Annotated in this window: 17 protein-coding genes; 4 read left to right on the forward strand and 13 right to left on the reverse strand. The window is 68.4% G+C overall.

Features of this window, described 5'->3' with window-relative positions:
* The first annotated feature begins 56 nt into the window (after positions 1-56).
* Positions 57-674, forward strand: a complete 618-nt coding sequence (locus BLU81_RS24550) for an ATP-dependent Clp protease proteolytic subunit (RefSeq protein ID WP_092557584.1) — start codon at positions 57-59, stop codon at positions 672-674.
* 52 nt (positions 675-726) lie between these two features.
* Here BLU81_RS24550 and BLU81_RS24555 read toward each other — a convergent pair whose 3' ends face one another.
* Positions 727-1,152: an uL11 family ribosomal protein gene (locus tag BLU81_RS24555; RefSeq protein WP_092546823.1), complete on the reverse strand. Its 426-nt coding sequence runs from the start codon at positions 1,150-1,152 to the stop codon at positions 727-729.
* A 305-nt stretch (positions 1,153-1,457) separates the two neighbouring features.
* Between BLU81_RS24555 and typA the strand changes: the two genes are divergently transcribed.
* Positions 1,458-3,320, forward strand: a complete 1,863-nt coding sequence (gene typA, locus BLU81_RS24560; RefSeq protein ID WP_092546824.1) for a translational GTPase TypA — start codon at positions 1,458-1,460, stop codon at positions 3,318-3,320.
* Between the two features lie 191 nt (positions 3,321-3,511).
* Here typA and BLU81_RS24565 read toward each other — a convergent pair whose 3' ends face one another.
* Complete coding sequence (locus tag BLU81_RS24565) at positions 3,512-3,709, reverse strand: hypothetical protein (protein WP_092546825.1); 198 nt, start codon at positions 3,707-3,709, stop codon at positions 3,512-3,514.
* Positions 3,710-3,720: 11 nt separating this feature from the next.
* Positions 3,721-4,725 carry a TerC family protein gene (locus tag BLU81_RS24570; protein WP_092546826.1) on the reverse strand — a complete coding sequence of 335 codons (1,005 nt, stop codon included), beginning with the start codon at positions 4,723-4,725 and terminating at the stop codon, positions 3,721-3,723.
* Positions 4,726-5,167: 442 nt separating this feature from the next.
* Here BLU81_RS24570 and BLU81_RS24575 point away from each other — a divergent pair, with 442 nt between their 5' ends.
* A complete protein-coding gene (locus BLU81_RS24575; RefSeq protein ID WP_092546827.1) occupies positions 5,168-5,482 on the forward strand; it encodes an antibiotic biosynthesis monooxygenase family protein in 315 nt (104 codons plus the stop codon).
* Between the two features lie 435 nt (positions 5,483-5,917).
* On the opposite strand, the gene BLU81_RS48555 is transcribed toward BLU81_RS24575, so the two are convergent.
* From BLU81_RS48555 to rpsA, 4 genes are all read right to left on the reverse strand, one after another.
* Entirely contained in the window at positions 5,918-6,343 is a 426-nt protein-coding gene (locus BLU81_RS48555) for a GNAT family N-acetyltransferase (protein ID WP_157751777.1), read from the reverse strand.
* Between the two features lie 1,062 nt (positions 6,344-7,405).
* On the reverse strand, positions 7,406-9,523 hold the full coding sequence (uvrB, locus tag BLU81_RS24585; RefSeq protein ID WP_092557586.1) for an excinuclease ABC subunit UvrB: 2,118 nt from the start codon (positions 9,521-9,523) through the stop codon (positions 7,406-7,408).
* Between the two features lie 355 nt (positions 9,524-9,878).
* Positions 9,879-11,063: a dephospho-CoA kinase gene (gene coaE / locus BLU81_RS24590; RefSeq protein WP_092546829.1), complete on the reverse strand. Its 1,185-nt coding sequence runs from the start codon at positions 11,061-11,063 to the stop codon at positions 9,879-9,881.
* Between the two features lie 121 nt (positions 11,064-11,184).
* Entirely contained in the window at positions 11,185-12,693 is a 1,509-nt protein-coding gene (gene rpsA, locus BLU81_RS24595) for a 30S ribosomal protein S1 (RefSeq protein WP_092546830.1), read from the reverse strand.
* 322 nt (positions 12,694-13,015) lie between these two features.
* On the opposite strand from rpsA, the gene BLU81_RS24600 reads away from it, so the two are divergent.
* Positions 13,016-13,828, forward strand: a complete 813-nt coding sequence (locus tag BLU81_RS24600) for a class I SAM-dependent methyltransferase (RefSeq protein WP_231953491.1) — start codon at positions 13,016-13,018, stop codon at positions 13,826-13,828.
* 87 nt (positions 13,829-13,915) lie between these two features.
* Here BLU81_RS24600 and BLU81_RS24605 read toward each other — a convergent pair whose 3' ends face one another.
* From BLU81_RS24605 to BLU81_RS24630, 6 genes are all read right to left on the reverse strand, one after another.
* Positions 13,916-14,242: an ArsR/SmtB family transcription factor gene (locus tag BLU81_RS24605; RefSeq protein ID WP_231954813.1), complete on the reverse strand. Its 327-nt coding sequence runs from the start codon at positions 14,240-14,242 to the stop codon at positions 13,916-13,918.
* Positions 14,243-15,371: 1,129 nt separating this feature from the next.
* The gene (gene polA / locus BLU81_RS24610; protein WP_092546831.1) at positions 15,372-18,068 is read right to left on the reverse strand and encodes a DNA polymerase I; all 2,697 of its coding nucleotides are present in this window, start codon (positions 18,066-18,068) and stop codon (positions 15,372-15,374) included.
* A 94-nt stretch (positions 18,069-18,162) separates the two neighbouring features.
* Complete coding sequence (locus BLU81_RS24615) at positions 18,163-18,873, reverse strand: ABC transporter ATP-binding protein (RefSeq protein WP_092546832.1); 711 nt, start codon at positions 18,871-18,873, stop codon at positions 18,163-18,165.
* On the reverse strand, positions 18,863-19,672 hold the full coding sequence (locus tag BLU81_RS24620) for an ABC transporter ATP-binding protein (RefSeq protein ID WP_092546833.1): 810 nt from the start codon (positions 19,670-19,672) through the stop codon (positions 18,863-18,865). Before BLU81_RS24620 ends, BLU81_RS24615 begins: the two co-directional genes overlap by 11 nt.
* On the reverse strand, positions 19,665-20,819 hold the full coding sequence (locus tag BLU81_RS24625; RefSeq protein WP_092546834.1) for a branched-chain amino acid ABC transporter permease: 1,155 nt from the start codon (positions 20,817-20,819) through the stop codon (positions 19,665-19,667). Before BLU81_RS24625 ends, BLU81_RS24620 begins: the two co-directional genes overlap by 8 nt.
* Positions 20,816-21,766, reverse strand: a complete 951-nt coding sequence (locus BLU81_RS24630) for a branched-chain amino acid ABC transporter permease (RefSeq protein WP_373873275.1) — start codon at positions 21,764-21,766, stop codon at positions 20,816-20,818. The genes BLU81_RS24625 and BLU81_RS24630 overlap by 4 nt, the downstream gene beginning before the upstream one ends.
* Between the last annotated feature and the right edge of the window lie 61 nt (positions 21,767-21,827).

The raw sequence follows: 21,827 nt of genomic DNA on the forward strand, positions 1-21,827 counted from the left end.
CGTTTCACGCCCTCGTGGATAGGCTGGCATTCAGTGCGCTGCCCCGGGAGGTCTCCATGCCCCTGTACCCCCAGCCGAATCACCCGCCCGAGTGGCAACCACCACATCTGCCCGGCCTCACACCCGGGTTCCCCGGCTGGCTGGAGGAGCGTCTCTTCGACCAGCGGATCGTCATGTTGCGCGGTCAGCTCAACGCCGAGAACGCGTCCGGGATCGTGGCCGCGCTGCTCACCCTCGACTCGGCCGGGCCCGAGGAGATCCACCTGCACGTGTCCAGTTCCGGCGGTGACCTGAGCGCCGCGCTGTCCGTGGTCGACGTGGTCGACGCGCTCGCCGCACCGGTGCACGCCCTGGTCACGGCCGAAGCCGGCGGTGCCGCCCTGGCCGTGCTCACGGCCGCGGGCCGCCGGGCGGCGTACCGGCACGCCCGGTTCAAACTGTCCGAGCCGCGGACCGCTGCGGTGACCGGGACCGCCGACGAGGTGGCCGCGGCGGCCGGGCAGTACCTGCGGGAGCTGGAGGAAGTGGTGCTCCGGCTCGCCGAGCTGACCGGCAAGACCCGCAGCCGGATCGAGGACGACCTCAGTGCCGGGCGCAGCCTCGGCGCCGCCGAAGCCGTGGAGTACGGGCTGATCGACGAAGTGGTGGCACCGAAGAAGAACGGGCCCCGGTGAGACACCGGGGCCCGTTCCATCACTGGCTAAACGTCAGCGCACTGGTCGAACGTCAGGAAGCGACCTTCACACCCATCGAACGGGCGGTGCCGGCCACGATCTTGATCGCAGCGTCCATGTCGTTCGCGTTGAGGTCGGGCAGCTTACGCTCCGCGATCTCCTTGACCTGGGCGACGCTGAGCGTGCCGACGGTCGTGGTGAGCGGGTTGGCGGCGCCGGACTTGATGCCCAGGGACTTCCGGATGAGGAAGCTGGTCGGCGGCGTCTTGTAGATCAGCGTGTGGCTGCGGTCCTCGTAGACCGACACGATGACCGGGATGATCTCGCCCCGGTTCTTCGAGGTGGCCTCGTCGTACTCGACCTTGACGGCGCGCATGTTGGCACCGGTCGGGCCGAGCATCTTACCGAGGTCGACCATCGCGGCGTTACCCGCCTCAAGCGCGAGGGTGACCTCATGAGTCTTTTTCTTGGGCGGCATTGAGTAGGGCTCCTTAGGGTGAGCTGCACGGGCCGAACTCGCAGCTCGCCAGCTTCAACGACACACGACAACCCCGAGACAGTACTGGACCGCGGGAGCGGATTCCAAATTGAGGCCTCGGGTGCAAATCCCAGTGTATCCCGGCTGACCTGCGGGCCGCCGCTGGGGCCGTGGGCCTCGCCCGCCGGCGCTACCGTCCTCGGCCTGCCGCGGCTGCCGTCCTCGCAAAACGGCCATAAGACCACAAGTTTCAGGTCTTGACCCCGTGTCACATTCCGCAACCTTCGCCGGGAACAATAGACCTCATGCAGACCCGCACCGACCTACGCAACGTCGCCATCATCGCTCACGTCGACCATGGCAAAACCACCCTGGTCGACGCCATGCTGCGCCAGGGCAGCCAGTCCCACGCGCGTGGCGAGATGGCCGACCGCGCCATGGACTCCATGGACCTGGAGCGGGAAAAGGGCATCACCATCCTCGCCAAGAACACGGCGATCAGCTACCAGCCCTCCGAGGGCGACCCGGTCACCATCAACATCATCGACACCCCCGGCCACGCCGACTTCGGCGGTGAGGTCGAGCGCGGCCTCACCATGGTCGACGGCGTGGCGCTGCTCGTCGACGCCTCCGAGGGCCCGCTCCCGCAGACCCGGTTCGTGCTCCGCAAGGCCCTCGCCGCCAAGCTGCCGATCATCCTGATCATCAACAAGGTGGACCGGCCCGACGCCCGCATCAAAGAGGTCGTCGACGAGACGTACGAGCTGTTCCTCGACCTCGACGCCGACGAGCACCAGATCGAGTTCCCGATCGTCTACGCCTGTGCCCGCGACGGCATCGCCTCGCTGACCCAGCCCAAGGACGGCACCGTCCCCGAGGACAGCGACTCCCTCGACGTGCTGTTCAGCACGATCCTCGAGACCATCCCGGCCCCCAAGTTCCACGAGGGCGCCCCGCTCCAGGCGCACGTCGTCAACCTCGACGCGTCGCCGTTCCTCGGCCGTCTCGCGCTCTGCCGCGTGCACGAGGGCACCATCCGCAAGGGCCAGACCGTCGCCTGGTGCAAGACCGACGGCACCATCAGCAACGTGCGCATCTCCGAGCTGCTGATCACCGAGGGCCTGGAGCGCAAGCCGGCCGAGAGCGCCGGCCCCGGCGACATCATGGCCGTCGCCGGCATCTCCGAGATCATGATCGGCGAGACCCTCGCCGACGCGGAGAACCCGATCCCGCTCCCCCTGATCCAGGTCGACGAGCCGGCCATCTCCATGGTCATCGGCACCAACACATCGCCCATGGTCGGCAAGGTCAAGGGCGCCAAGGTCACCGCGCGCATGGTCAAGGACCGCCTCGACAAGGAGCTCATCGGCAACGTGTCGCTGCGCGTCCTGAACACCGACCGCCCCGACGCCTGGGAGGTCCAGGGCCGTGGTGAGCTGGCTCTCGCCATCCTGGTCGAGCAGATGCGCCGGGAGAACTACGAACTCACCGTCGGCAAGCCGCAGGTGGTCACCAAGACCATCGACGGCAAGGTCCACGAGCCCGTCGAGCGTCTCACCATCGACGCCCCCGACGAGTACATGGGCGCCATCACCCAGCTCCTCTCCACCCGCAAGGGCCGGATGGAAGAGCTGATCAACCACGGCACCGGATGGCTCCGGATGGAGTGGCTGGTCCCGGCCCGCGGCCTGATCGGCTTCCGGACCGAGTTCCTCACCGAGACCCGCGGCACCGGCATCATGCACCACCTGTTCGAGGCCTACGAGCAGTGGTTCGGCGAGCTGCGTACCCGCCAGAACGGCTCGCTGGTCGCCGACCGGGCCGGCGCGGTCACCGGGTTCGCGATGATCAACCTGCAGGAGCGGGGTCAGCTCTTCGTCGACCCGACCACCGAGGTGTACGAGGGCATGATCGTCGGCGAGAACTCTCGCGAGGACGACATGGACGTCAACATCACCAAGGAGAAGAAGCTCACCAACATGCGGGCCGCCAGCGCCGACAACACCGAGCGCCTGATCCCGCCGCGCAAGCTCTCCCTCGAGCAGGCGCTGGAGTTCTGCCGCGAGGACGAGTGCGTCGAGGTCACCCCGGCCGCCGTGCGGATCCGCAAGGTCGTCCTGGACCAGAACGCCCGTGGGCGCGCTGCTTCTCGCCGTAAGCACCAGTAGTCGTCTGCGTCTTTCGAACGGCCCGCTCCTCTTGGGGGCGGGCCGTTCGCTTTTGGTTCGTTGTGGGGCGGTTTTGGGCGGGCGTGGCTCACTCCGGGCGGTCAGGCTTGATCCCTCCGTGAGCCACGCCCGCCCAAAACCTTGGGTTCATCCCCTGGTGCGTGGCTCGTTCGCCTCCTGCGGTCGGCGATTCACACTTCCAACCCCGCTGCGGTACGGGTGGGGACGCGCTCGCCCTCTGCCTCCCTCTCCCGGTCCTTCCGGTCCTCCCGGCCGGCCATCGCACCGCCGCACGTCGCCGTACCAGCCGCGCTGTCAGCGGCCTCGCCGCCGTCCTCACTGGCGTGGGACAGCGAAGTGCCCCGGGCGACGGTTGTCGTCCGGGGCACTTCGGATGCTCTCAGTGCTGGTGAGTTGTTGTCACCAGTTCTTTTTTGCGGTCTCTTGAGGTCTTCAGAAGGCTGGCTGCGGTTGCCACGGCCAAGGTTCCGAGGATCACCAGCAGGGAGAGCCAGATCGGGATCTCGGGGGCCCAGTGGAAGCCCTCACCGCCGTTGATGAAGGACAGGTTGTTGGTGTGCAGGGCCTCCAGGACCAGCTTCACACCGATGAACGCCAGGACCACGGCCAGGCCGATGTTCAGATAGACCAGGCGTTCGAGGAGGCCGCCGAGCAGGAAGAAGAGCTGGCGCAGGCCCATCAGCGCGAAGACGTTCGCGGTGAAGACCAGGTACGGCTCCTTCGTGATGCCGAAGATCGCCGGGATCGAGTCGAGCGCGAAGATCAGGTCCGTGGTGCCGATCGCGATCATCACGATGAGCATCGGGGTGAAGAGCCGCTTGCCGGTGTCGGAGACGGTGCTGAACCGGCCGTCGCCGAAGGACGAGGAGAGCGGCAGCGCCCGCTTCGCCCAGCGGATCAGGATGTTCTCCTTGAACTCCTCGGACTCGTCCTCGCCCTTGACCAGCGTGAACGCCGTGTAGACCAGGAACGCGCCGAAGATGTAGAACACCCAGGAGAACTGGGTGATCAGCGCGGCGCCGGCGGCGATGAACGCGCCACGCATGATGAGCGCCAGCACGATGCCGATCAGCAGCACCTTCTGCTGGAGATGCCGCGGAACCGCGAAGCGGGCCATGATGATCACGAAGACGAACAGGTTGTCGACACTCAACGAGTACTCGGTGAGCCAGCCGGTGTAGAACTCACCGGCCGCCTGGCCGCCCGCGGTCACCCACAGGCCGATGCCGAAGAGCACAGCGAGACCGACGTAGAACGCGACCCAGCCGCCGGCTTCCTTCATGCTGGGCTCGTGCGGACGGCGGCCGATGATGAGCAGATCGACGGCCATAACCGCGATGAGCGCGACGAGAGTGGCGCCCCACACCCAGACTGAAACGTTCAACTAGGACCTCCGGCAGACACGAGTCGCCGCTGCGCTCACCCGGGATCGGATGGAGAGCAGCGACGTGCGACTGTCGGAGGTCTCTTCCGCCGCGGATGTGACATCCACGACCACCGGCCCCGGGCCCGCCGCTAGGCGTTCCGTGCTGACGAGACCGATGCGGGGGAATACTCCCCTCCCACAGCGCCATTGTTACGCATACTCGGCGCGAACGGCACATCGGGAGTCCACAGAGTGGCGAGGCTCGCGGCCAAACCACCCATCCGGTCGGTATCGACCCGCACCGCTCAGTCCCGCCGCACCCCGGCGTCACCCTGGGATCCGCCGCTCGCACTCAGCGTACGCTCCGACGGGTGAAATTCCCCTTTAATCAGACTGTGCACATCCTCTTCGAGCGTCCTAGTCCGCTGGCCGCCAGGGCGCGTATGGAACTCTTGCCGACATGGTTCTCGAAGTCACCCTGATCGACGTTCTCCCCGGCCGCGAACACGAATTCGTCAACGCCTACGAACTCGCCCGCCCGGTCGTCGCGGGCGCCCCCGGCTGCCGCTCGGTCCGCTTGCAACGCGGCGTCGAGGCCCCGACGAGATTCGTACTGCTGGCCGAATGGGACAGCATCGAAGCCCACGAACACAACTTCCGCCGCACCGACCGCCTGGCCCAGTGGCGGGCCCTGATCGGCGGCGCACTGGCCCAGCCACCGATGGCCGAATACTTCGCCGACGTCCCCACCCAGCAGACGCGGCCCGCCTTCTAACACCCCCAGCCGGCACCGGCCCACCTCGCGCTGCCGGGACCCATCGCGCCGCCTCACTGCCCCGCCGACCTCACCAGCCGACCCGCTGTGCTGCCCGGCCCGCTTTGCTGCTGGCCCACCCCACTCCCGGCCCGCTCTGCTGCCCGGCTCACTTCACCGCCTGGCCCACCTCACTGCTGGCCCGCCTCGCCCTCCGGCCTGCCTCACTGCTGGTCTGCCTCACTGCTGGCCTGCCAGTCATTCGGGTCGAAGTCGGGTCCGGGCGGGACGAGATCATCGTCGGAGATCCCGGCTCCGCCGATTCGGGATCTTCTCGGCTTCCTACGGCCCATGACCGGCAGCCCGGGCCTTGACCAGCTGCGATCCGGCGAGCTTCACCGGCCGAGGTCCGCCGCTCTCATTAGGCCATGCGCGAGGTTCGAATCCACCGGCTCGCTACCCCCGCAGCTGGAATCGGGCGCGGCGGCCCCGATCCTGGAATCCGAGCCGCCGGTACAGGGCACCGGCTGGATTGTCGACGTTGACGCAGAGCCAGGACTCGCCGAATCCCGCCACTGCCGCCCGCCGCAGCGATTCCCGGATCAGCGCCGCACCGAGTCCGGCCCCCCGGGCCGCGGGCACCACTCCGACCTGAACGATCCATCCTGCGGCGGCAGTGACGAATCCCGCGTCCCCGATTCCCGGCACAGTCACCAGAAGTGACCAGTCAGGCCGAAAGCCGTACTCCTCGGCCGTCTCCTCGATCCACTCCTCCGCGGAGGGATCCGGAAACCCGGGCCGCTCCCGGAACGCCGCCCCGTAAACCGCATGAAACCGCTCCGCGACACCCGTCCCCCACTCGACGACTTCCGCCCCCGGCACCCACCCAGACTCGAAATTCGCCACCGGCTCCGGCTCCGGCCCTGACCCATCGTTTCCGGTCAGATCGATTCGCAAAACGTCCTCAGCGAAGACCTGCCGAAACCCCCGTGCCACGAACAGCGCCTCGGCCGCCGCCGAAAGCCCTTCCGTCTCCACGGTCACGCCCCGGTGCCCGACAGAAGAATCAGCAGCCCCGACCTCCGAAACCGCCATTCCTTCGGTCCCGGTCCCGGTCGTGAAAGACCCGGCATCGCCCGGCTCGACAGCAGAAGGCGACCCGCCCGGCCCGACAGCAGGCGACGGCCCGCCCGGCCACGCAGTCGAAGCCGCCGCATGCCCTGACTCCGTCGTGGGAAATGCTGATCCCCCAGGGCAAGACAGTGACTGGACTGGCCCGGCGGCCCAGGACACCGGCTGGTCTGACTCGGTGTCCTGAGATGGCGAGAACACTGAAGCCAGTGCAGCGTCCAACACCCGCGACCCGATCCCGCGGCACCGAAAGTCCGGATCCACCAGCCCGGTGATCACCGGGCCGTCCGGCCCGGGCCGCACCGCGACAGCCGCGACTACACCGTCCGTCACATCCCTCAACGCCACACCGGCAGATCCCACTTCATCCGCTCCATGGTCAGCGGCCGTACCCAGAGCAGCGACGCCGTCGGTGTGCACGACGAAGGTCCGGGTACCGGGACGGAACCAGCGGCTCTGCAGGAACCACGGTTCCACCGCCAGTGGCAGACCCCCGTCCACAGCGAGGCAACGCCGGGTGAGCCGCGCCAGTGACTCCATGTCCGGCTCGTCCCACACCTCGACAAGCGCGCACGGCCCGCCGGACACCTCAGCGGACGTGCACGGATCACCCCCTGCCTCGCCCCGCACACGCGGCCCGCCCAGCGCCTCTGCCAGCACGTTCGGCTCAGCCGGCACAGCGGCAGGCGAAGCGGCAGAGAGCGGAACGACGACGGGCGAAGTGCAGGACGGGACTACGGGTGGGACGGCGGCAGCTTCGGGGACCGGGGGCATGCCGTCACCGTAGAAGGCTGGATGCTGGGGGACGAGTGGTTATTTCACGCCTGCTGCGTCCATGCCTCGTAGTTCCTTCTTCAGTTCGTGGACCTCGTCGCGGATTCGGGCCGCCAGCTCGAACTGCAGTTCGCGGGCGGCGGCCAGCATCTGGTCGCTGAGGTCCTGGATGAGCTGGGCCAGCTCGGCCCGGGCCATGCCGGCGCGGGCCGGGGTGGCCGACGCCTTGCCGCGGGAACGGGTTTCCGGGACCGGGGCCTTGCCGCGGGACATCTGGCGGCCGGCGCCGCCGACCATCGAGCCGGCGACGGCCTCGTCGGTGTCCTCCGCCTCGCGGTAGATGTCGTCGAGGATGTCGTGGATCTTCTTGCGCAGGGCCTGCGGCTGGATGCCGTTGGCCTCGTTGTGGGCGATCTGTTTGGCCCGGCGGCGGTCGGTCTCGTCGATGGCGTTCCGCATCGAAGGCGTGATCTTGTCGGCATACATGTGGACTTCGCCGGAGACGTTTCGCGCGGCACGGCCGATGGTCTGGATCAGGGAACGGCCGCTGCGCAGGAAGCCCTCCTTGTCGGCGTCCAGGATCGCGACCAGTGACACCTCGGGCAGGTCGAGGCCCTCGCGGAGCAGGTTGATGCCGACGAGCACGTCGTAGTCGCCCTTGCGCAGTTCCTTGAGCAGCTCGACGCGGCGCAGCGTGTCCACCTCGGAGTGCAGGTAGCGGACGCGGATGCCGTTCTCCAGCAGGTAGTCGGTGAGGTCCTCGGACATCTTCTTGGTGAGCGTGGTGACCAGGACCCGCTCGTCGCGCTCGGTGCGCAGTCTGATCTCGTGCATCAGGTCGTCGATCTGGCCCTTGGTGGGTTTGACGACCACCTGCGGGTCGACCAGGCCGGTGGGGCGGATGACCTGCTCGACGAACTCGCCCTGCGCCTGCTCCATCTCCCAGTTGCCGGGAGTGGCGGAGAGGAACACCATCTGGCCGACGCGGTCCAGGAACTCGTCGAAGCGCAACGGCCGGTTGTCGGCGGCGCTGGGCAGCCGGAACCCGTGCTCGATCAGGATCCGTTTCCGGGAGGCGTCGCCCTCGTACATCCCGCCGATCTGCGGGATCGTCACGTGCGACTCGTCGATGACGGTGATGAAGTCGTCGGGGAAGTAGTCGAGCAGCGTGTACGCCGGCTCGCCGAAGGTCCGCCCGTCCATGTGCATCGAGTAGTTCTCGATGCCGTTGCAGAAGCCGACCTGCCGCATCATCTCGATGTCATAGGCCGTCCGCATCCGCAGTCGCTGGGCTTCCAGCAGTTTGCCCTGGCGCTCGAACTCGGCGAGCCGCTCGGCCAGCTCGGCCTCGATGTCGTTGATCGCCCGTTCCATCCGCTCCGGGCCGGCACCGTAGTGCGTGGCCGGGAAGATGATCAGCTCGTCGACCTCGCGGACCACCTCGCCGGTGAGCGGGTGCAGGTAGTAGAGCTTCTCCACCTCGTCGCCGAACAGCTCGATCCGGATGGCGAGCTCTTCGTAAGCCGGGATGATCTCCAGAGTGTCGCCGCGCACCCGGAACGTGCCCCGCTGGAAGGACATGTCGTTGCGCGCGTACTGGATGTCGACCAGGCGGCGCAGCAGCCTGTCCCGGTTGATGTCCTCGCCGACCTTGACCCGGATGGCCCGGTCCACATACTCCTGTGGGGTGCCGAGGCCGTAGATGGCGCTGACGGTGGCGACCACGATCGTGTCGCGGCGGGTCAGCAGGGACCTGGTGGCCGAGTGCCGGAGCCGCTCGACCTCCTCGTTGACCGACGAGTCCTTCTCGATATAGGTGTCGGTCTGGGCGATGTAGGCCTCTGGCTGGTAATAGTCGTAGTAGCTGACGAAATATTCGACGGCGTTGTTGGGCAGCAGCTCGCGGAACTCCTTGGCGAGCTGGGCACAGAGCGTCTTGTTGGGAGCCATCACCAGCGCGGGCCGTTGCAGCCGCTCGATGAGCCAGGCCGTGGTCGCGCTCTTGCCGGTGCCGGTGGCGCCGAGCAGGACGGTGTTGCGGTCGCCGTGCCGGACCCGCCGCTCCAGCTCGTCGATCGCGGCAGGCTGGTCACCTGCGGGTTTGTAGTCACTGATGACCTCGAACCGGCCGTCGAGTCGTGGGATGTCGAGCGCCATGCCACCACCGTACGTCGGGGGTATGACAAGTTTCGGCGCGGCCCACGGCGCGTCCGGCGGCTGGCGGAACCCGGAGAGATCCGGCGTGCTGAGGGTGCACATTCGGTGCGTTGTCGGGCCTGTGGGGGCCGCTTAACCTTGGCATGCAGGCTGCCCGCGGCGGCCGCCGGCACCGGACCCGACCAGGTCCGACCGCACCGTGGTCGATGCGCTCCCGGACGCCCTGGCGAGAGCACCCTCGGTGGGTCGCGCACCACGCGATCCGGCCGCCGCGAGGACCCTCCCGGACACGACCTGACACGACCGGCGGGCGAACGGGCGAACGCGACCTGCTGGCGGGCCGAGAGCCGCCGGGCTACGACCCCGGCTGCCACCTGGTGGCGATCGCCCAGTCGTCGGCCGCGCGCGCCTCCGCCTCGAACCATGGTTCCTTCGCTTCCGCGTACCCCAGCCGGTCCTGATGCTCTGAAGCCAGCCGGGCCTTGGCCGCAGCGTAGGCGTCCCGCGCCTCGGGCACCGCCCGCAGGTGGTCGCGCATCAACAGCGCGAACCGCCACCCCGGCGAGCCGGTGACCCGAACGTGCAGGTTGACGCGGTATCCGGGGTCGGCGCAGCCGTGCAGCCGTTTCGGCCAGGTGCCGCCGGGGATGCCGTGCGCGTGGTCCGACCAGGTCCCGGGCCGTTGCGGGAAACCGGCTGCGCCGAGGGGTTCGGCCAGCGCGTCGGCCTCGTCGAGGGTCCGCACGCCGATCATCAGGTCGATGATGTCCTTGGCGGGCAGGCCGGGCACCGCGGTCGAGCCGATGTGGTGGACGCCGGCGCGGTCGCCGATGCCGTGCCGGATCCGGGCGGTCAGCCGGTCCGCCGCGCGCGGCCACTCCGGGTCGGGTTGCACGATCCGCAACTCCCGGCTTTTCGTGGCGGATCGCCCGGACCGCAGATTGCTCTCGAACTCCACCAGCCGGTCCCGCCACAGCTCGTCCACCCGGGCGTGCAGGCCGGCCAGGTCGTCCTCGTTCGCCAGGAGCACGTCACCGGCGGCGCGGCGCTGCTCGTCGCCGGTCTGCGCGTCGATCCGGGCGGTCGCCTCGGCCGGGGACAGCCCACGGGTGCGGGTGAGACGTTCCAGACGCACCGCGCGGTCCGCCATCACCACGATCACCAGCTGGTACGTGGGGGCAAGCCCTGTCTCGACCAGCAGCGGGACGTCGTTGACCACGACGGCGTCCGGGGCGGCCGCCGCGGTCAGCGCGACCGTCCGGGCCCGTACCCGCGGGTGAATGATCTTCTCCAGGCGGCGGCGTGCCGCCGTGTCGCCGAAGACCTCGCGGCCCAGCGCCGGCCGGTCCAGCGCACCCTCCGGGGTCAGCACACCGGAACCGAACGCCGTGACGATCTCGGCCAGCCCGTCCGTGCCCGGCTCGACCACCTCGCGGGCCAGCAGATCAGCGTCGATGATCACCGCGCCGCGGTCGGCGAGGCGCCGCGCGACCGCGCTCTTACCCGCACCGATTCCGCCCGTGAGCCCGACTCTCAACATGCGATCAGTATCCCGGTGCCGGAGAGGTGCCGAAGCCGGGGAGGTGCCGTGTGCGGGATGGGCGAAAGGCCGCCCCGACAGGTGTCGGGGCGGCCTTTCAGTGGTACTGGTTACCGCTGGATCAGCTCTTGCCGCCGGCCAGCTTCTCGCGCAGAGCAGCGAGAGCCTCGTCGGTGGCCAGGGTGCCCACCGGCTCCTCGGCGGAGCGCGTCGACGTCGACGAGCTCGTGGAGGTGGAGGTCGACGAGGACGAGGTCACGCCACCGGCCGGAACCGGGTTGAGCGCGGCCTCGGCGTCGGCCTCGCGGGACGCCTGCACCTGCTTGGTGTGGGCCTCCCAGCGCTCGCGGGCGTCGGCGTACTGCTTCTCCCACGTCTCGCGCTGCTTGTCGAAGCCGTCGAGCCACTCACCCGTCTCGGGGTCGAAGCCCTCCGGGTAGATGTAGTTGCCCTCGTTGTCGTACGTGGCGGCCATGCCGTACAGCGTCGGGTCGAAGTGCTCCTCGCCCTCGACGAAGTTCTCGTTGGCCTGCTTGAGCGACAGCGAGATCCGGCGACGCTCGAGGTCGATGTCGATGACCTTGACGAGCACGTCCGAACCGACCTGGACGACCTGCTCGGGCAGCTCGACGTGACGCTCGGCCAGCTCGGAGATGTGCACCAGGCCCTCGATGCCGTCGTCGACGCGGACGAACGCGCCGAACGGAACGAGCTTGGTGACCTTGCCCGGCACGATCTGGTTGATCGCGTGGGTCCGGGCGAACTGACGCCACGGGTCTTCCTGGGTCGCCTTCAGCGACAGCGAGACACGCTCGCGGTCCAGGTCGACGTCGAGAACCTCGACCTCGACCTCCTGGCCGACCTCGACGACCTCGGAGGGGTGGTCGATGTGCTTCCAGGAGAGCTCGGAGACGTGCACGAGGCCGTCAACGCCACCCAGGTCAACGAAGGCACCGAAGTTGACGATGGAGGACACGACGCCCTTGCGGACCTGGCCCTTCTGCAGCTTGTTGAGGAACTCGGTACGAACCTCGGACTGCGTCTGCTCGAGCCACGCGCGACGGGACAGGACCACGTTGTTGCGGTTCTTGTCCAGCTCGATGATCTTGGCCTCGAGCTCACGGCCGACGTACGGCTGGAGGTCGCGGACACGACGCATCTCGACGAGCGAAGCCGGGAGGAAGCCACGGAGGCCGATGTCGAGGATGAGGCCACCCTTGACAACCTCGATGACGGAGCCGCGAACGACGCCGTCGTCCTCCTTGATCTTCTCGATGGTGCCCCACGCGCGCTCGTACTGCGCACGCTTCTTCGAGAGGATCAGGCGACCTTCCTTGTCCTCCTTGGTGAGGACGAGGGCTTCGATGTGGTCACCGACCGACACCACTTCCGCGGGGTCCACGTCATGCTTGATCGACAACTCGCGCGAGGGGATGACACCCTCGGTCTTGTAGCCGATGTCGAGCAGGACCTCGTCCCGATCGACCTTGACGACGGTGCCTTCGACAATGTCGCCGTCGTTGAAGTACTTGATGGTCTCGTCGATGGCTGCGAGGAATGCTTCCTCAGAACCGAGATCGTCGATCGTGACCCTGTTGGCGCTCGAGGTGGCCTCGATGCTGCTCGTCATGTGGACAGTTGCTCCGAACGGATGGGATTAGTGGTGTCGCGCGCACTCCACGGAACTGCCGCCGAAAACGACACGAGCGAGCGAGACGACCACCCGAAGGGCAGTCGGATCAAAGCAGTCGATCATGCCGGGTCCGGCGACCACGGAACCTGCTCCCTGCCGAGGTACACGTTCCGCGAGCGCATCGACTAGCTTACCGTGCGCATTACCACAGGTTGCAAGCCCTCCTGAGGACTGCGGCACATTGCCGGTCGAGAACCCACCATCATGCGCTTTATGGGCCGAATCCGGACGGTCGCCACGCCTGCCGTACCGTTGCCGGGTGACCTCGCCCCACTCGTCCGATACCCCCGTGCCGCGCGTCACCGAGACCGAGGCACGCCGCGCCAACCGGACCTGGTGGGACCGGGACGCCGACGACTACCAGGACGAACACGGCGCCTTCCTCGGCGACGTCGACTTCGTCTGGTGCCCCGAACGGCTCCGCGAGGCCGACGCGCGACTGCTCGGGCCCGTACCAGGAAAAAAGATCCTGGAACTCGGTGCCGGGGCCGCCGCCGCCAGCCGCTGGCTCCGGAGTGAGGGAGCCCACCCGGTCGCCCTCGACCTGTCCGAAGGCATGCTGCGGCACGCCGCCGACGCCGCCGGCCGCAGCGGAGTGCCGGTGCCGCTGGTCCAGGCCGACGCGATGGCCCTGCCCTTCGCCACCGGCAGCTTCGACATCGTGTGCACCGCCTTCGGTGCCATCCCGTTCGTGGCCGACTCCGGCGCGGCCATGCGTGAGGTCGCCCGTGTGCTGCGCCCCGGCGGCAGCTGGGTCTTCTCCGTCACACATCCCATGCGGTGGATCTTCTTCGACGAGCCGGACGAGAGCGGGCTGATCGCCCGGAATTCCTACTTCGACCGTACGCCGTACGTGGAACGCGACGACGACGGCACCGTCACCTACCTGGAACAACACCGGACCGTCGGCGACCGGGTCCGCGAACTGGTCGGAGCCGGCTTCCTCCTCCGCGACCTGATCGAACCGGAATGGCCGGACGATCACGAACAACTCTGGGGCCAGTGGAGCCCGCTGCGGGGCCGACTGTTCCCCGGCACCGCCATCTTCGTCTGCGACCTACCCGAACGCTGACAGCGCCGCCCGGTCCCGCCGGCCGGCGGCACTGCGACAGGGCTTCGGTACGGGGACAGCTCGGTGAGGTGGCGACCGTGCCAGCACCTATACCCGGGAGGGCGCCGGCCGGTCGGCGTCGAGGATGGCCGCGAGGCGAGTCAGCTCGCCGGGGATCGCCCGGTAGTAGACCCAGGTTCCGCGACGGGATCCGTGCACGAGGCCGGCCTCCCGCAGGATCCGCAGGTGATGGGAGATCGTCGGGCCGGTGAGCGGGAAGGCCTCACTGAGATCACAGACACAGATCTCCCCGTCGGTGGCCGAGGCGATCATCGACAGCAGACGCAGCCGAACCGGATCACCGAGCGCTTTGAACGCCCCGGCCAGATCCCCGGCGCGCTCGGCGTCCAGCGGCCCGTCGGTGATCCCGGCCACCGCCTGATCCTGCGCCCCGAGCGCCAGCCCGTCCACCGCCTGGCGAAGCGACCCCAGCGCGATCCCGGTGACGTCCTGCCGCCCGGGAACCTGCCCGAACCCCACCACACCCGGCCGCCCGGAACCCGGCCCACCACCGGCGACAGCCGACCGCCCCGAGAACGCTCCGCCGCTGACGACGGCCGACCGCCCAGAGGACGCTCCCCCACCGGCAACAGCGGGCCGCCCCGCTGTTGCAGCGGGCCGGCCCAGAACCGGTCCGCCGCCGACAGCAACCTGCCGCCCCGAGATCTGCCCGGCCCCAACCGCGACCGAGCGGCCCGAGACCTGCCCGGCACCAGCCACGGTAGGGCGAGAGTGGCCCTGCCCGGCGCCGTAGACGGCAGGTCCCGGCGATCCCTGCCCGGCACCGACCGTGGCCTGGCTGAAGAGAGCACGCGACCGACCGGGAACGGCGGAATGGTTCACAGCGGCCGGACCGCTCACGGCCGCCGGGCTACTGAGGACGGCGGGGCGACTCCCCGACGGGTGATCAGCGGCGGAGACCGGGGCGGCCGGCCGGCTCACCGGGGCGACCGCTGGCCGGGCCGCCGTCGGTGAGTCCGGGGCGCTTCCGGGGGGCGGGCTTGAGGCACCACCCACTGTCACGGAAACGGGCTTGCCTGAGGCGGGAAGGACACCGGGTGTGACGGGATCGGCTGCGGGTCCGGTCGCGGGCATCGACCGCTGACCGGTGACGGACTCCGCGCGAACCTCAATCGACGTCGATTGAATCGGCATCGACCCAGGGTGTCAGATCAGGGTAAACATTGGCGACGCCACCACCCGGACGGGTATCCGACAGTCCCGCGACATCACCCGGTAGAAGCACTGGAGCCCACGTTCCGGTCGGCCACCGATTACGCTCAGTGACTTCCGTTGGTTACTCGTCCGCCCCGCCGCCCGAGTCCGCCCGAGTCCGCCCGAGTCCGCCCGAGTCCGCCCGCGACGGTCAACCCTCCGAGGCCGGTTGGAGACGTTTCGCGGTCAGGGCCGCGAGGCGACCCGGGGTGCGACCGGCGGGCCGGACGGGCCCGGGCCGGACACACCGGGCGGGCCGTCACGGGCCGCCCGGTGTGTGCGGGGTGGGTCAGTGGTCGGCGCCGTTCCAGTCCCGGCCGGATCCGATGGAGACCTCCAGCGGGACCGACAACGGGTAGGCGGCACCCATTTCGCGGCGGACCAGTTCCTCCAGGGCGGGCTGTTCGCCGGGGGCCACCTCGAAGACGAGTTCGTCGTGGACCTGCAGGAGCATCCGGGATTTCAGGCCGGTGTCCTTCAAGGCCTCGTCGACACGCAGCATCGCGATCTTGATGATGTCGGCGGCGGAACCCTGGATGGGGGCGTTGAGGGCCATCCGTTCGGCCATCTCGCGGCGCTGGCGGTTGTCGCTGCTCAGGTCGGGCAGGTAGCGACGGCGGCCCAGGATCGTCGCCGTGTAGCCGTCCTTGCCGGCCCGCTGGACCACGGCCTGCAGGTAGTCGCGGACGCCACCGAAGCGTTCGAAGTACTCCGTCATCAGGGTGCGCGCCTCCTCGGTGGAGATGCTCAGCTGATTGGAGAGGCCGAAGGCGCTCAACCCGTACGCCAGGCCGTAGTTCATGGCTTTGATCTTGCGGCGCTGGTCGGGGGTGACCTCGGTCAGGCCGGTGTGGAAGACCGACGACGCGGTGGCGGCGTGGAAGTCGGCGCCCGAGTTGAAGGCGGCGATCAGGGCGTCGTCACCGGACAGGTGCGCCATGATCCGCATCTCGATCTGGCTGTAGTCGGCCGTCAGCAGCCGGTCGTAGCCTGCGCCGACGATGAAGGCGCGGCGGATGCGGCGGCCCTCCTCGGTGCGGATCGGGATGTTCTGCAGGTTCGGGTCGGTGGACGACAGCCGGCCGGTGGCGGCCACGGTCTGGTTGAACGTGGTGTGCACACGGGTGTCGTCGGAGACCGCCTTGAGCAGGCCGTCGACGGTGGACTTGAGCTTGGCGACGTCGCGGTGGCGCAGCAGGTGCGACAGCAGCGGGTCGCCGGTCTTGGCGAACAGGTCGGTCAGGGCGTCCGCGTCGGTCGTATAGCCGGACTTGATCTTCTTGGTCTTCGGCAGGTCCCGCTCGACGAAGAGGATCTCCTGCAACTGCTTCGGGGAGCCCAGGTTGAACTCGCGGCCGACGACCTCGTGCGCGGCCACCTGAGCGGAGCGCACCTCGGTGGCGAAATGCGACTCCAGCTCCGACAGGTAGTCGATGTCGGCGGCGATCCCGCGCTGCTCCATCTCGGCGAGCACGATCGACAGTGGCTGCTCGACGTCGGACAGGAGCCGGACCGAGTCGTCGCCGTCCTGGGACAGCTCGGCGGTGATCACCTCGGCCAGGTCCAGGGTGGCCCGGGCGCGCAGCATGACGCCCTGCTCGGCGGCGTGGTCGTCGCCGTCGCCGTCGAAGCTGAGGGCCAGCTGGCCGTTCTCCGGCTCGTCGACCTTCAGCTCGCGCTTGAGGTAACGCAGCGCCAGGTCGTCGAGGTGGTAGGCGCGCTGGTCGGGTTTCGCCAGGTAGGCGGCGAGAGCGGTGTCGGTGGTGACACCGGCGAGCTGCCAGCCGTGAGCGTGGAAGGCGAGCAGGGCCGGTTTCGCGTCGTGCACGACTTTCGGCCGGGACGGCTCGGCCAGCCAGGCGGCGACGGCGCGCTCGTCGTCCTCGTCCAGGGTCTCCGGGTCGAACCAGGCGGCCGGGCCGCCCGCGGTGGCGACGCCGACACCGGTGAGACGGCCGGTGCCGCGGCCGAAGACGCCGGTGACGGCCAACCCGACCGGATCGGTGCCGGCGTGCTCGCGCAGCCACCCGGCGATGCCACCGGCCCGCAGGACCTGCCCGTCGATGTCGAAGCCGGACTCGGCCTCCGGCTCGACGGCGTCGAGGTACGCGTAGAGCCGCTCACGCAGCACCCGGAACTCCAGGGCGTCGAAGAGCTGGTGCACGGCCTCGCGGTCCCAGCCCTGCCAGCGCGTCTCCTCCGGCCGCACCGGCAACTCCAGGTCACGCAGGAGCCGGTTCAGCTCGTAGTTGCGCAGCACGGAGGCGAGGTGGGCTCGCAGATTCTCACCGGCCTTGCCTTTGATCTTGTCGGCGCCGGCCACGATCCCGTCGATCCCACCGAACTCGACGATCCACTTGGCGGCGGTCTTCGGGCCCACCCCGGGCACACCGATCAGGTTGTCGCTGGTCTCACCGACGAGCGCGGCCTTGTCCCGGTAGAGATGCGGCGGGACGAGCTGTTTCTCCTCGACCAGGGCCGGGGTCATCCGCCAGACCTCGGAGACACCACGGCTGGGGTAGAGGACGGTGATGTGCTCGTCGACCAGCTGCAGGGCGTCACGGTCGCCGGAGGAGATCAGCACCTCCATGCCCGCGTCACGGCCCTGGGTGGCCAGCGTGGCGAGGACGTCGTCGGCCTCGAAGCCGGCTTTCTCGACGACGGTGATGCGCAGCGCGGCGAGGATCTCCTTGATCAGGCTGACCTGACCGTGGAACTCCTTGGGGGTCTCGGCGCGACCGGCTTTGTACTCCGGGTAGATCTCGGTGCGGAAGGAGACCCGGGAGACGTCGAAGGAGACGACGATGTGCGAGGGCTTCTCGTCACGCAGCATGTTGATCAGCATCGACGTGAAGCCGAACACCGCGTTCGTATGCTGGCCGGTCGCCGTGCTGAAGTTCTCCTTGGGCAGCGCGTGGAACGCACGGTAGGCCAAGGAGTGGCCGTCGAGCAGCAGCAGGCGGGGGGTTGGGGCGTCGTCGCTCACGTCCCAGGACTCTAGTCGCCCGGTCCGACAAGTTTCCGGACGCACCACGGGGCGGTCACCTGTGACAGGTGGCCGCCCCGTGGTGCGCTACCGATCAGGCGACGCCGAGGTACGCGTCCTTGACCGCCGGGTCGTGCAGCAGCTCCTGGCCGGTGCCGCTCTTCACGATCTTGCCGGTCTCCAGCACGTACGCCCGGTGCGCCCGGCTCAGGGCCTGCTGAGCGTTCTGCTCGACCACGAGCACCGTCGTACCCTGGCTGTTGATCTCCGAAATGATCTCGAAGATCTGCTGGATCAGCATCGGCGCGAGACCCATCGACGGCTCGTCCAGCAGCAGCAGCTTCGGACGGGTCATCATCGCCCGGCCGACCGCGAGCATCTGCTGCTCGCCGCCGGACAGCGTGCCACCGGCCTGCTTACGCCGCTCCAGCAGCCGCGGGAACAGCGAGAAGCACCGCTCCAGGTCCTCGGCGATACCGGCCTTGTCCCGGCGGGTGTAGGCGCCGATCTCCAGGTTCTCCAGCACCGTCATACCGGGGAACACGCCCCGGCCCTCCGGCGACTGGCCGATACCGAGGATGACCCGCTTGTCCGCCCGCAGCTTGGTGATGTCCTGGCCGTCGAAGACGATCGAACCCTTCGCGACCGGGCGCAGGCCGGAGATGGCCCGCATGGTCGTGGTCTTGCCGGCACCGTTGGCGCCGATCAGAGCCACGATCTCGCCTTCCTCGACCTCGAGCGAGATGCCGTGGAGGGCCTCGATCCGGCCGTACTCCAGGGTGAGGTCCTTGATCTCAAGCAGCATCGGTCGGCACCCCCAGGTAGGCCGCGATCACCTTCGGGTTGTCACGGACCTCGGCCGGCAGGCCGTCCGCGATCTTCTGCCCGAACTCCAGCACCGTGATCCGGTCGGTGACGCCCATGACCAGGCGCATGTCGTGCTCGATCAGCAGGATGGTGACGCCGCTGTCGCGGACCTTGCGGATCAGGTCGAGCAGCTCCAGCTTCTCGGCCGGGTTGAAGCCGGCGGCCGGCTCGTCCAGGCAGAGCAGCTTCGGCTTGGTGGCCAGCGCCCGGGCGATCTCCAGGCGGCGCTGCTCACCGTAGGACAGGTTCCGGGCCAGTTCACCGGCACGGCCCTTGATCCCGACGAAGTTGAGCAGGTCGTGCGAGAGGTCGCGACCGGCGCGCTCCTCCTTCCAGTGCCTCGGCAGCCGGAACAGCGCGGAGAGGACACCCGCCGTGTGGTGGGCGTCCGCGCCCACCATGACGTTCTCCAGCGCGGTCATCTCCGGGAACAGCCGGATGTTCTGGAAGGTCCGGGCGATGCCCATCCGGGTGATCTTGTGACGGCGCTGACCGCTGATCCGCGTCCCGTCGAACGTGATCGTGCCCTCGGTCAGCTGGTAGACCCCGGTGATCGCGTTGAAAAGCGTGGTCTTGCCCGCACCGTTCGGCCCGATCAGACCGAGGATCTCACCCTTGCGGATGTGGAAGTCGACGTTGTTCAGGGCGGTGACGCCACCGAACCGCAACAACGCCTTGTCGACGACCAACAGGTCCTCACCCGTGACGGGTTCCGGAGTCGAAGTCGGCTCACTCACTGGTCACTGCCTCCTTCCGGCGATCCTGGAACTCCGCGGCCCGCCGCTTACTGGCGATGGCACCCTGCGGACGGAAGATCATCATCACGATCAGGACGACGCCGAAGACCAGGATCCGGTACTCGGCCGGGTCGAACGTCAGACCCAGCTGGCTACCGACACCCCGCAACCACTCCGGCAGGTACCAGGTGATCGCCCCGCCGACGATGGCACCCGCGATGTTGCCCGAACCACCGAGCACCACCGCCGCCAGCACCAGGATCGAGTTCTCCAGGGTGAAACTGTCCGAGTTGATGAACCCTCGGTTACCCGCGAACAACGCTCCCGACAGACCACCGACCGCGGCGCCGATCGCGAACGCGGCGAGCTTGAACAGGAACGTCGGCACCCCCATGATCTGGGCGGCGTCCTCGTCCTCACGGATCGCGACCCAGGCCCGGCCGACCCGGCTGCGCGCCAGGTTCCGCACCCCGAACACGATCAGGATGATCACGGTGAGAGCCAGCCAGTAGTACGGGCGGGCGTCGGTCACTCCGAACAGCGCCTTGCCGTCCACCTCACCCGGCGGGTGCGGAATCGACGGGATACCACGCTGGCCCTGCGCGATGCCCTCGTTACGGGCCGCGTACAGGCGGATCATCTCGGCGAAACCGAGCGTCACGATCGCCAGGTAGTCACCGCGCAGCCGCAGCGTCGGCCCACCGAGGATCACCCCGGCCAGCAGGGTCACCAGGACGGCCGCCGGCACCGCCGCCAGCCACGGCCAGGTCAGGCCGAGCCGGCTCTCCGGCGACGTCAGCAACGCCACCGTGTAGGCGCCGACCGCGAAGAAGCCGAAGTAACCCAGGTCCAGCAGGCCGGCGAAACCGACCACCACGTTCAGCCCGACCGCCAGCAGTACGAACCACGCGGTGTCGAACAGCACCTGCGCCATGTCCGTACGCGCCGTGTAGAACGGCAGGTAGAAGTTGCCCATCGGGATGCCGAGGTACTCGTAGAAAGCCCGGTTCGGCAGCAGGTAGAGGAAGACGATCAGCGCGGCGATGCCGGCCCAGCGGAACTGCGGGGGCATCTTCTCCCAGCGGGACTTCAGCACCGAACCACGGCCGCCGTTGTCACTCGCTGTCTTATCGACGCTAGTGCTCATGCGCGTGCCCTCCCCAGCGACTCGCCGAGCAGACCGGTCGGCCGGAACATCAGCAGGATCACCAGCAGAACGAAGCCGGTGAAGTCTTTCCATTCTCCACCGAACAGACCCGCCGCATAGTTCTCCACGACGCCCAGCAGCAGACCACCGAGCAGCGCGCCCCGCAGGTTGCCGATGCCGCCGAGCACGGCCGCGGCGAACGCCTTGAGACCGATCAGGAAGCCGATGTTGAACTTCGTGAAGCCGTACCGGATGTCCCACAACAGCGCGGCGACACCCGCCATCGTTCCGCCCAGGACGAACACCAGGAGGATGATGCGGTTCTTGTTGATACCCATCAGCGCGGCCGAGTCCGGGTCCTGCGCCACCGCGCGGATGCCCTTGCCCAGCCGGCTGCGGTTCACGAACTGGTCCAGGGCCGCCAGCATCAGCAGCGCGATGCCCAGCACCAGGACCTGTGTGTTCGTCACCTTGAACGCGCCCAGCGAGAACAGCACTGACGGCTCGACCACCGTCGGCATGCCGAACGGCGCCCGCTTGGTGTAGATACCGATCGCCTCGGCCAGGACGAACGAGGCACCGATCGCGGTGATCAGGAAGGCCAGCGGCGGAGCGTTACGCCGTCGCAGCGGCCGGTAGGCCACCAGCTCGACGGTCACCGCGGTCACCGCGGACGCCACCGCACCGGCGATCAGGCCCACGACGATCAGCAGGAGAATGGTGCCGATGCCGCTGACCGGCGAGTTCTGGTCGAACCCCAGCCAGCCCCATGCCACCATCGTGGTGAACGTGCCGATCATGAAGACTTCGGAGTGCGCGAAGTTGATCAGCCGCAGCACGCCGTATACCAGAGTGTAACCGAGGGCGACAAGGGCATAGATGGAGCCCTGTTCCAACCCTGTCATTGTTAAATCAGGAAAATTCCTGATAAGTCCGTCGAAGTCCAAAGTGCGCGCTCCCGCATCGCGGAGGGGTATCAGACAAACGGATGCGGCCGGGAGTCACGCT

Source organism: Actinoplanes derwentensis (genome assembly GCF_900104725.1).
GTDB lineage: Bacteria > Actinomycetota > Actinomycetes > Mycobacteriales > Micromonosporaceae > Actinoplanes > Actinoplanes derwentensis.

Excerpts from the sequence above, each read along its gene's own strand:
- BLU81_RS24550 (WP_092557584.1), top strand. The coding sequence starts at position 57 with ATGCCCCTGTACCCCCAGCCGAATCACCCGCCCGAGTGGCAACCACCA.
- BLU81_RS24555 (WP_092546823.1), bottom strand. The coding sequence starts at position 1,152 with ATGCCGCCCAAGAAAAAGACTCATGAGGTCACCCTCGCGCTTGAGGCG.
- typA (WP_092546824.1), top strand. The coding sequence starts at position 1,458 with ATGCAGACCCGCACCGACCTACGCAACGTCGCCATCATCGCTCACGTC.
- BLU81_RS24575 (WP_092546827.1), top strand. The coding sequence starts at position 5,168 with ATGGTTCTCGAAGTCACCCTGATCGACGTTCTCCCCGGCCGCGAACAC.
- uvrB (WP_092557586.1), bottom strand. The coding sequence starts at position 9,523 with ATGGCGCTCGACATCCCACGACTCGACGGCCGGTTCGAGGTCATCAGT.
- coaE (WP_092546829.1), bottom strand. The coding sequence starts at position 11,063 with ATGTTGAGAGTCGGGCTCACGGGCGGAATCGGTGCGGGTAAGAGCGCG.
- rpsA (WP_092546830.1), bottom strand. The coding sequence starts at position 12,693 with ATGACGAGCAGCATCGAGGCCACCTCGAGCGCCAACAGGGTCACGATC.
- BLU81_RS24615 (WP_092546832.1), bottom strand. The coding sequence starts at position 18,873 with ATGCTGCTTGAGATCAAGGACCTCACCCTGGAGTACGGCCGGATCGAG.
- BLU81_RS24625 (WP_092546834.1), bottom strand. The coding sequence starts at position 20,819 with ATGAGCACTAGCGTCGATAAGACAGCGAGTGACAACGGCGGCCGTGGT.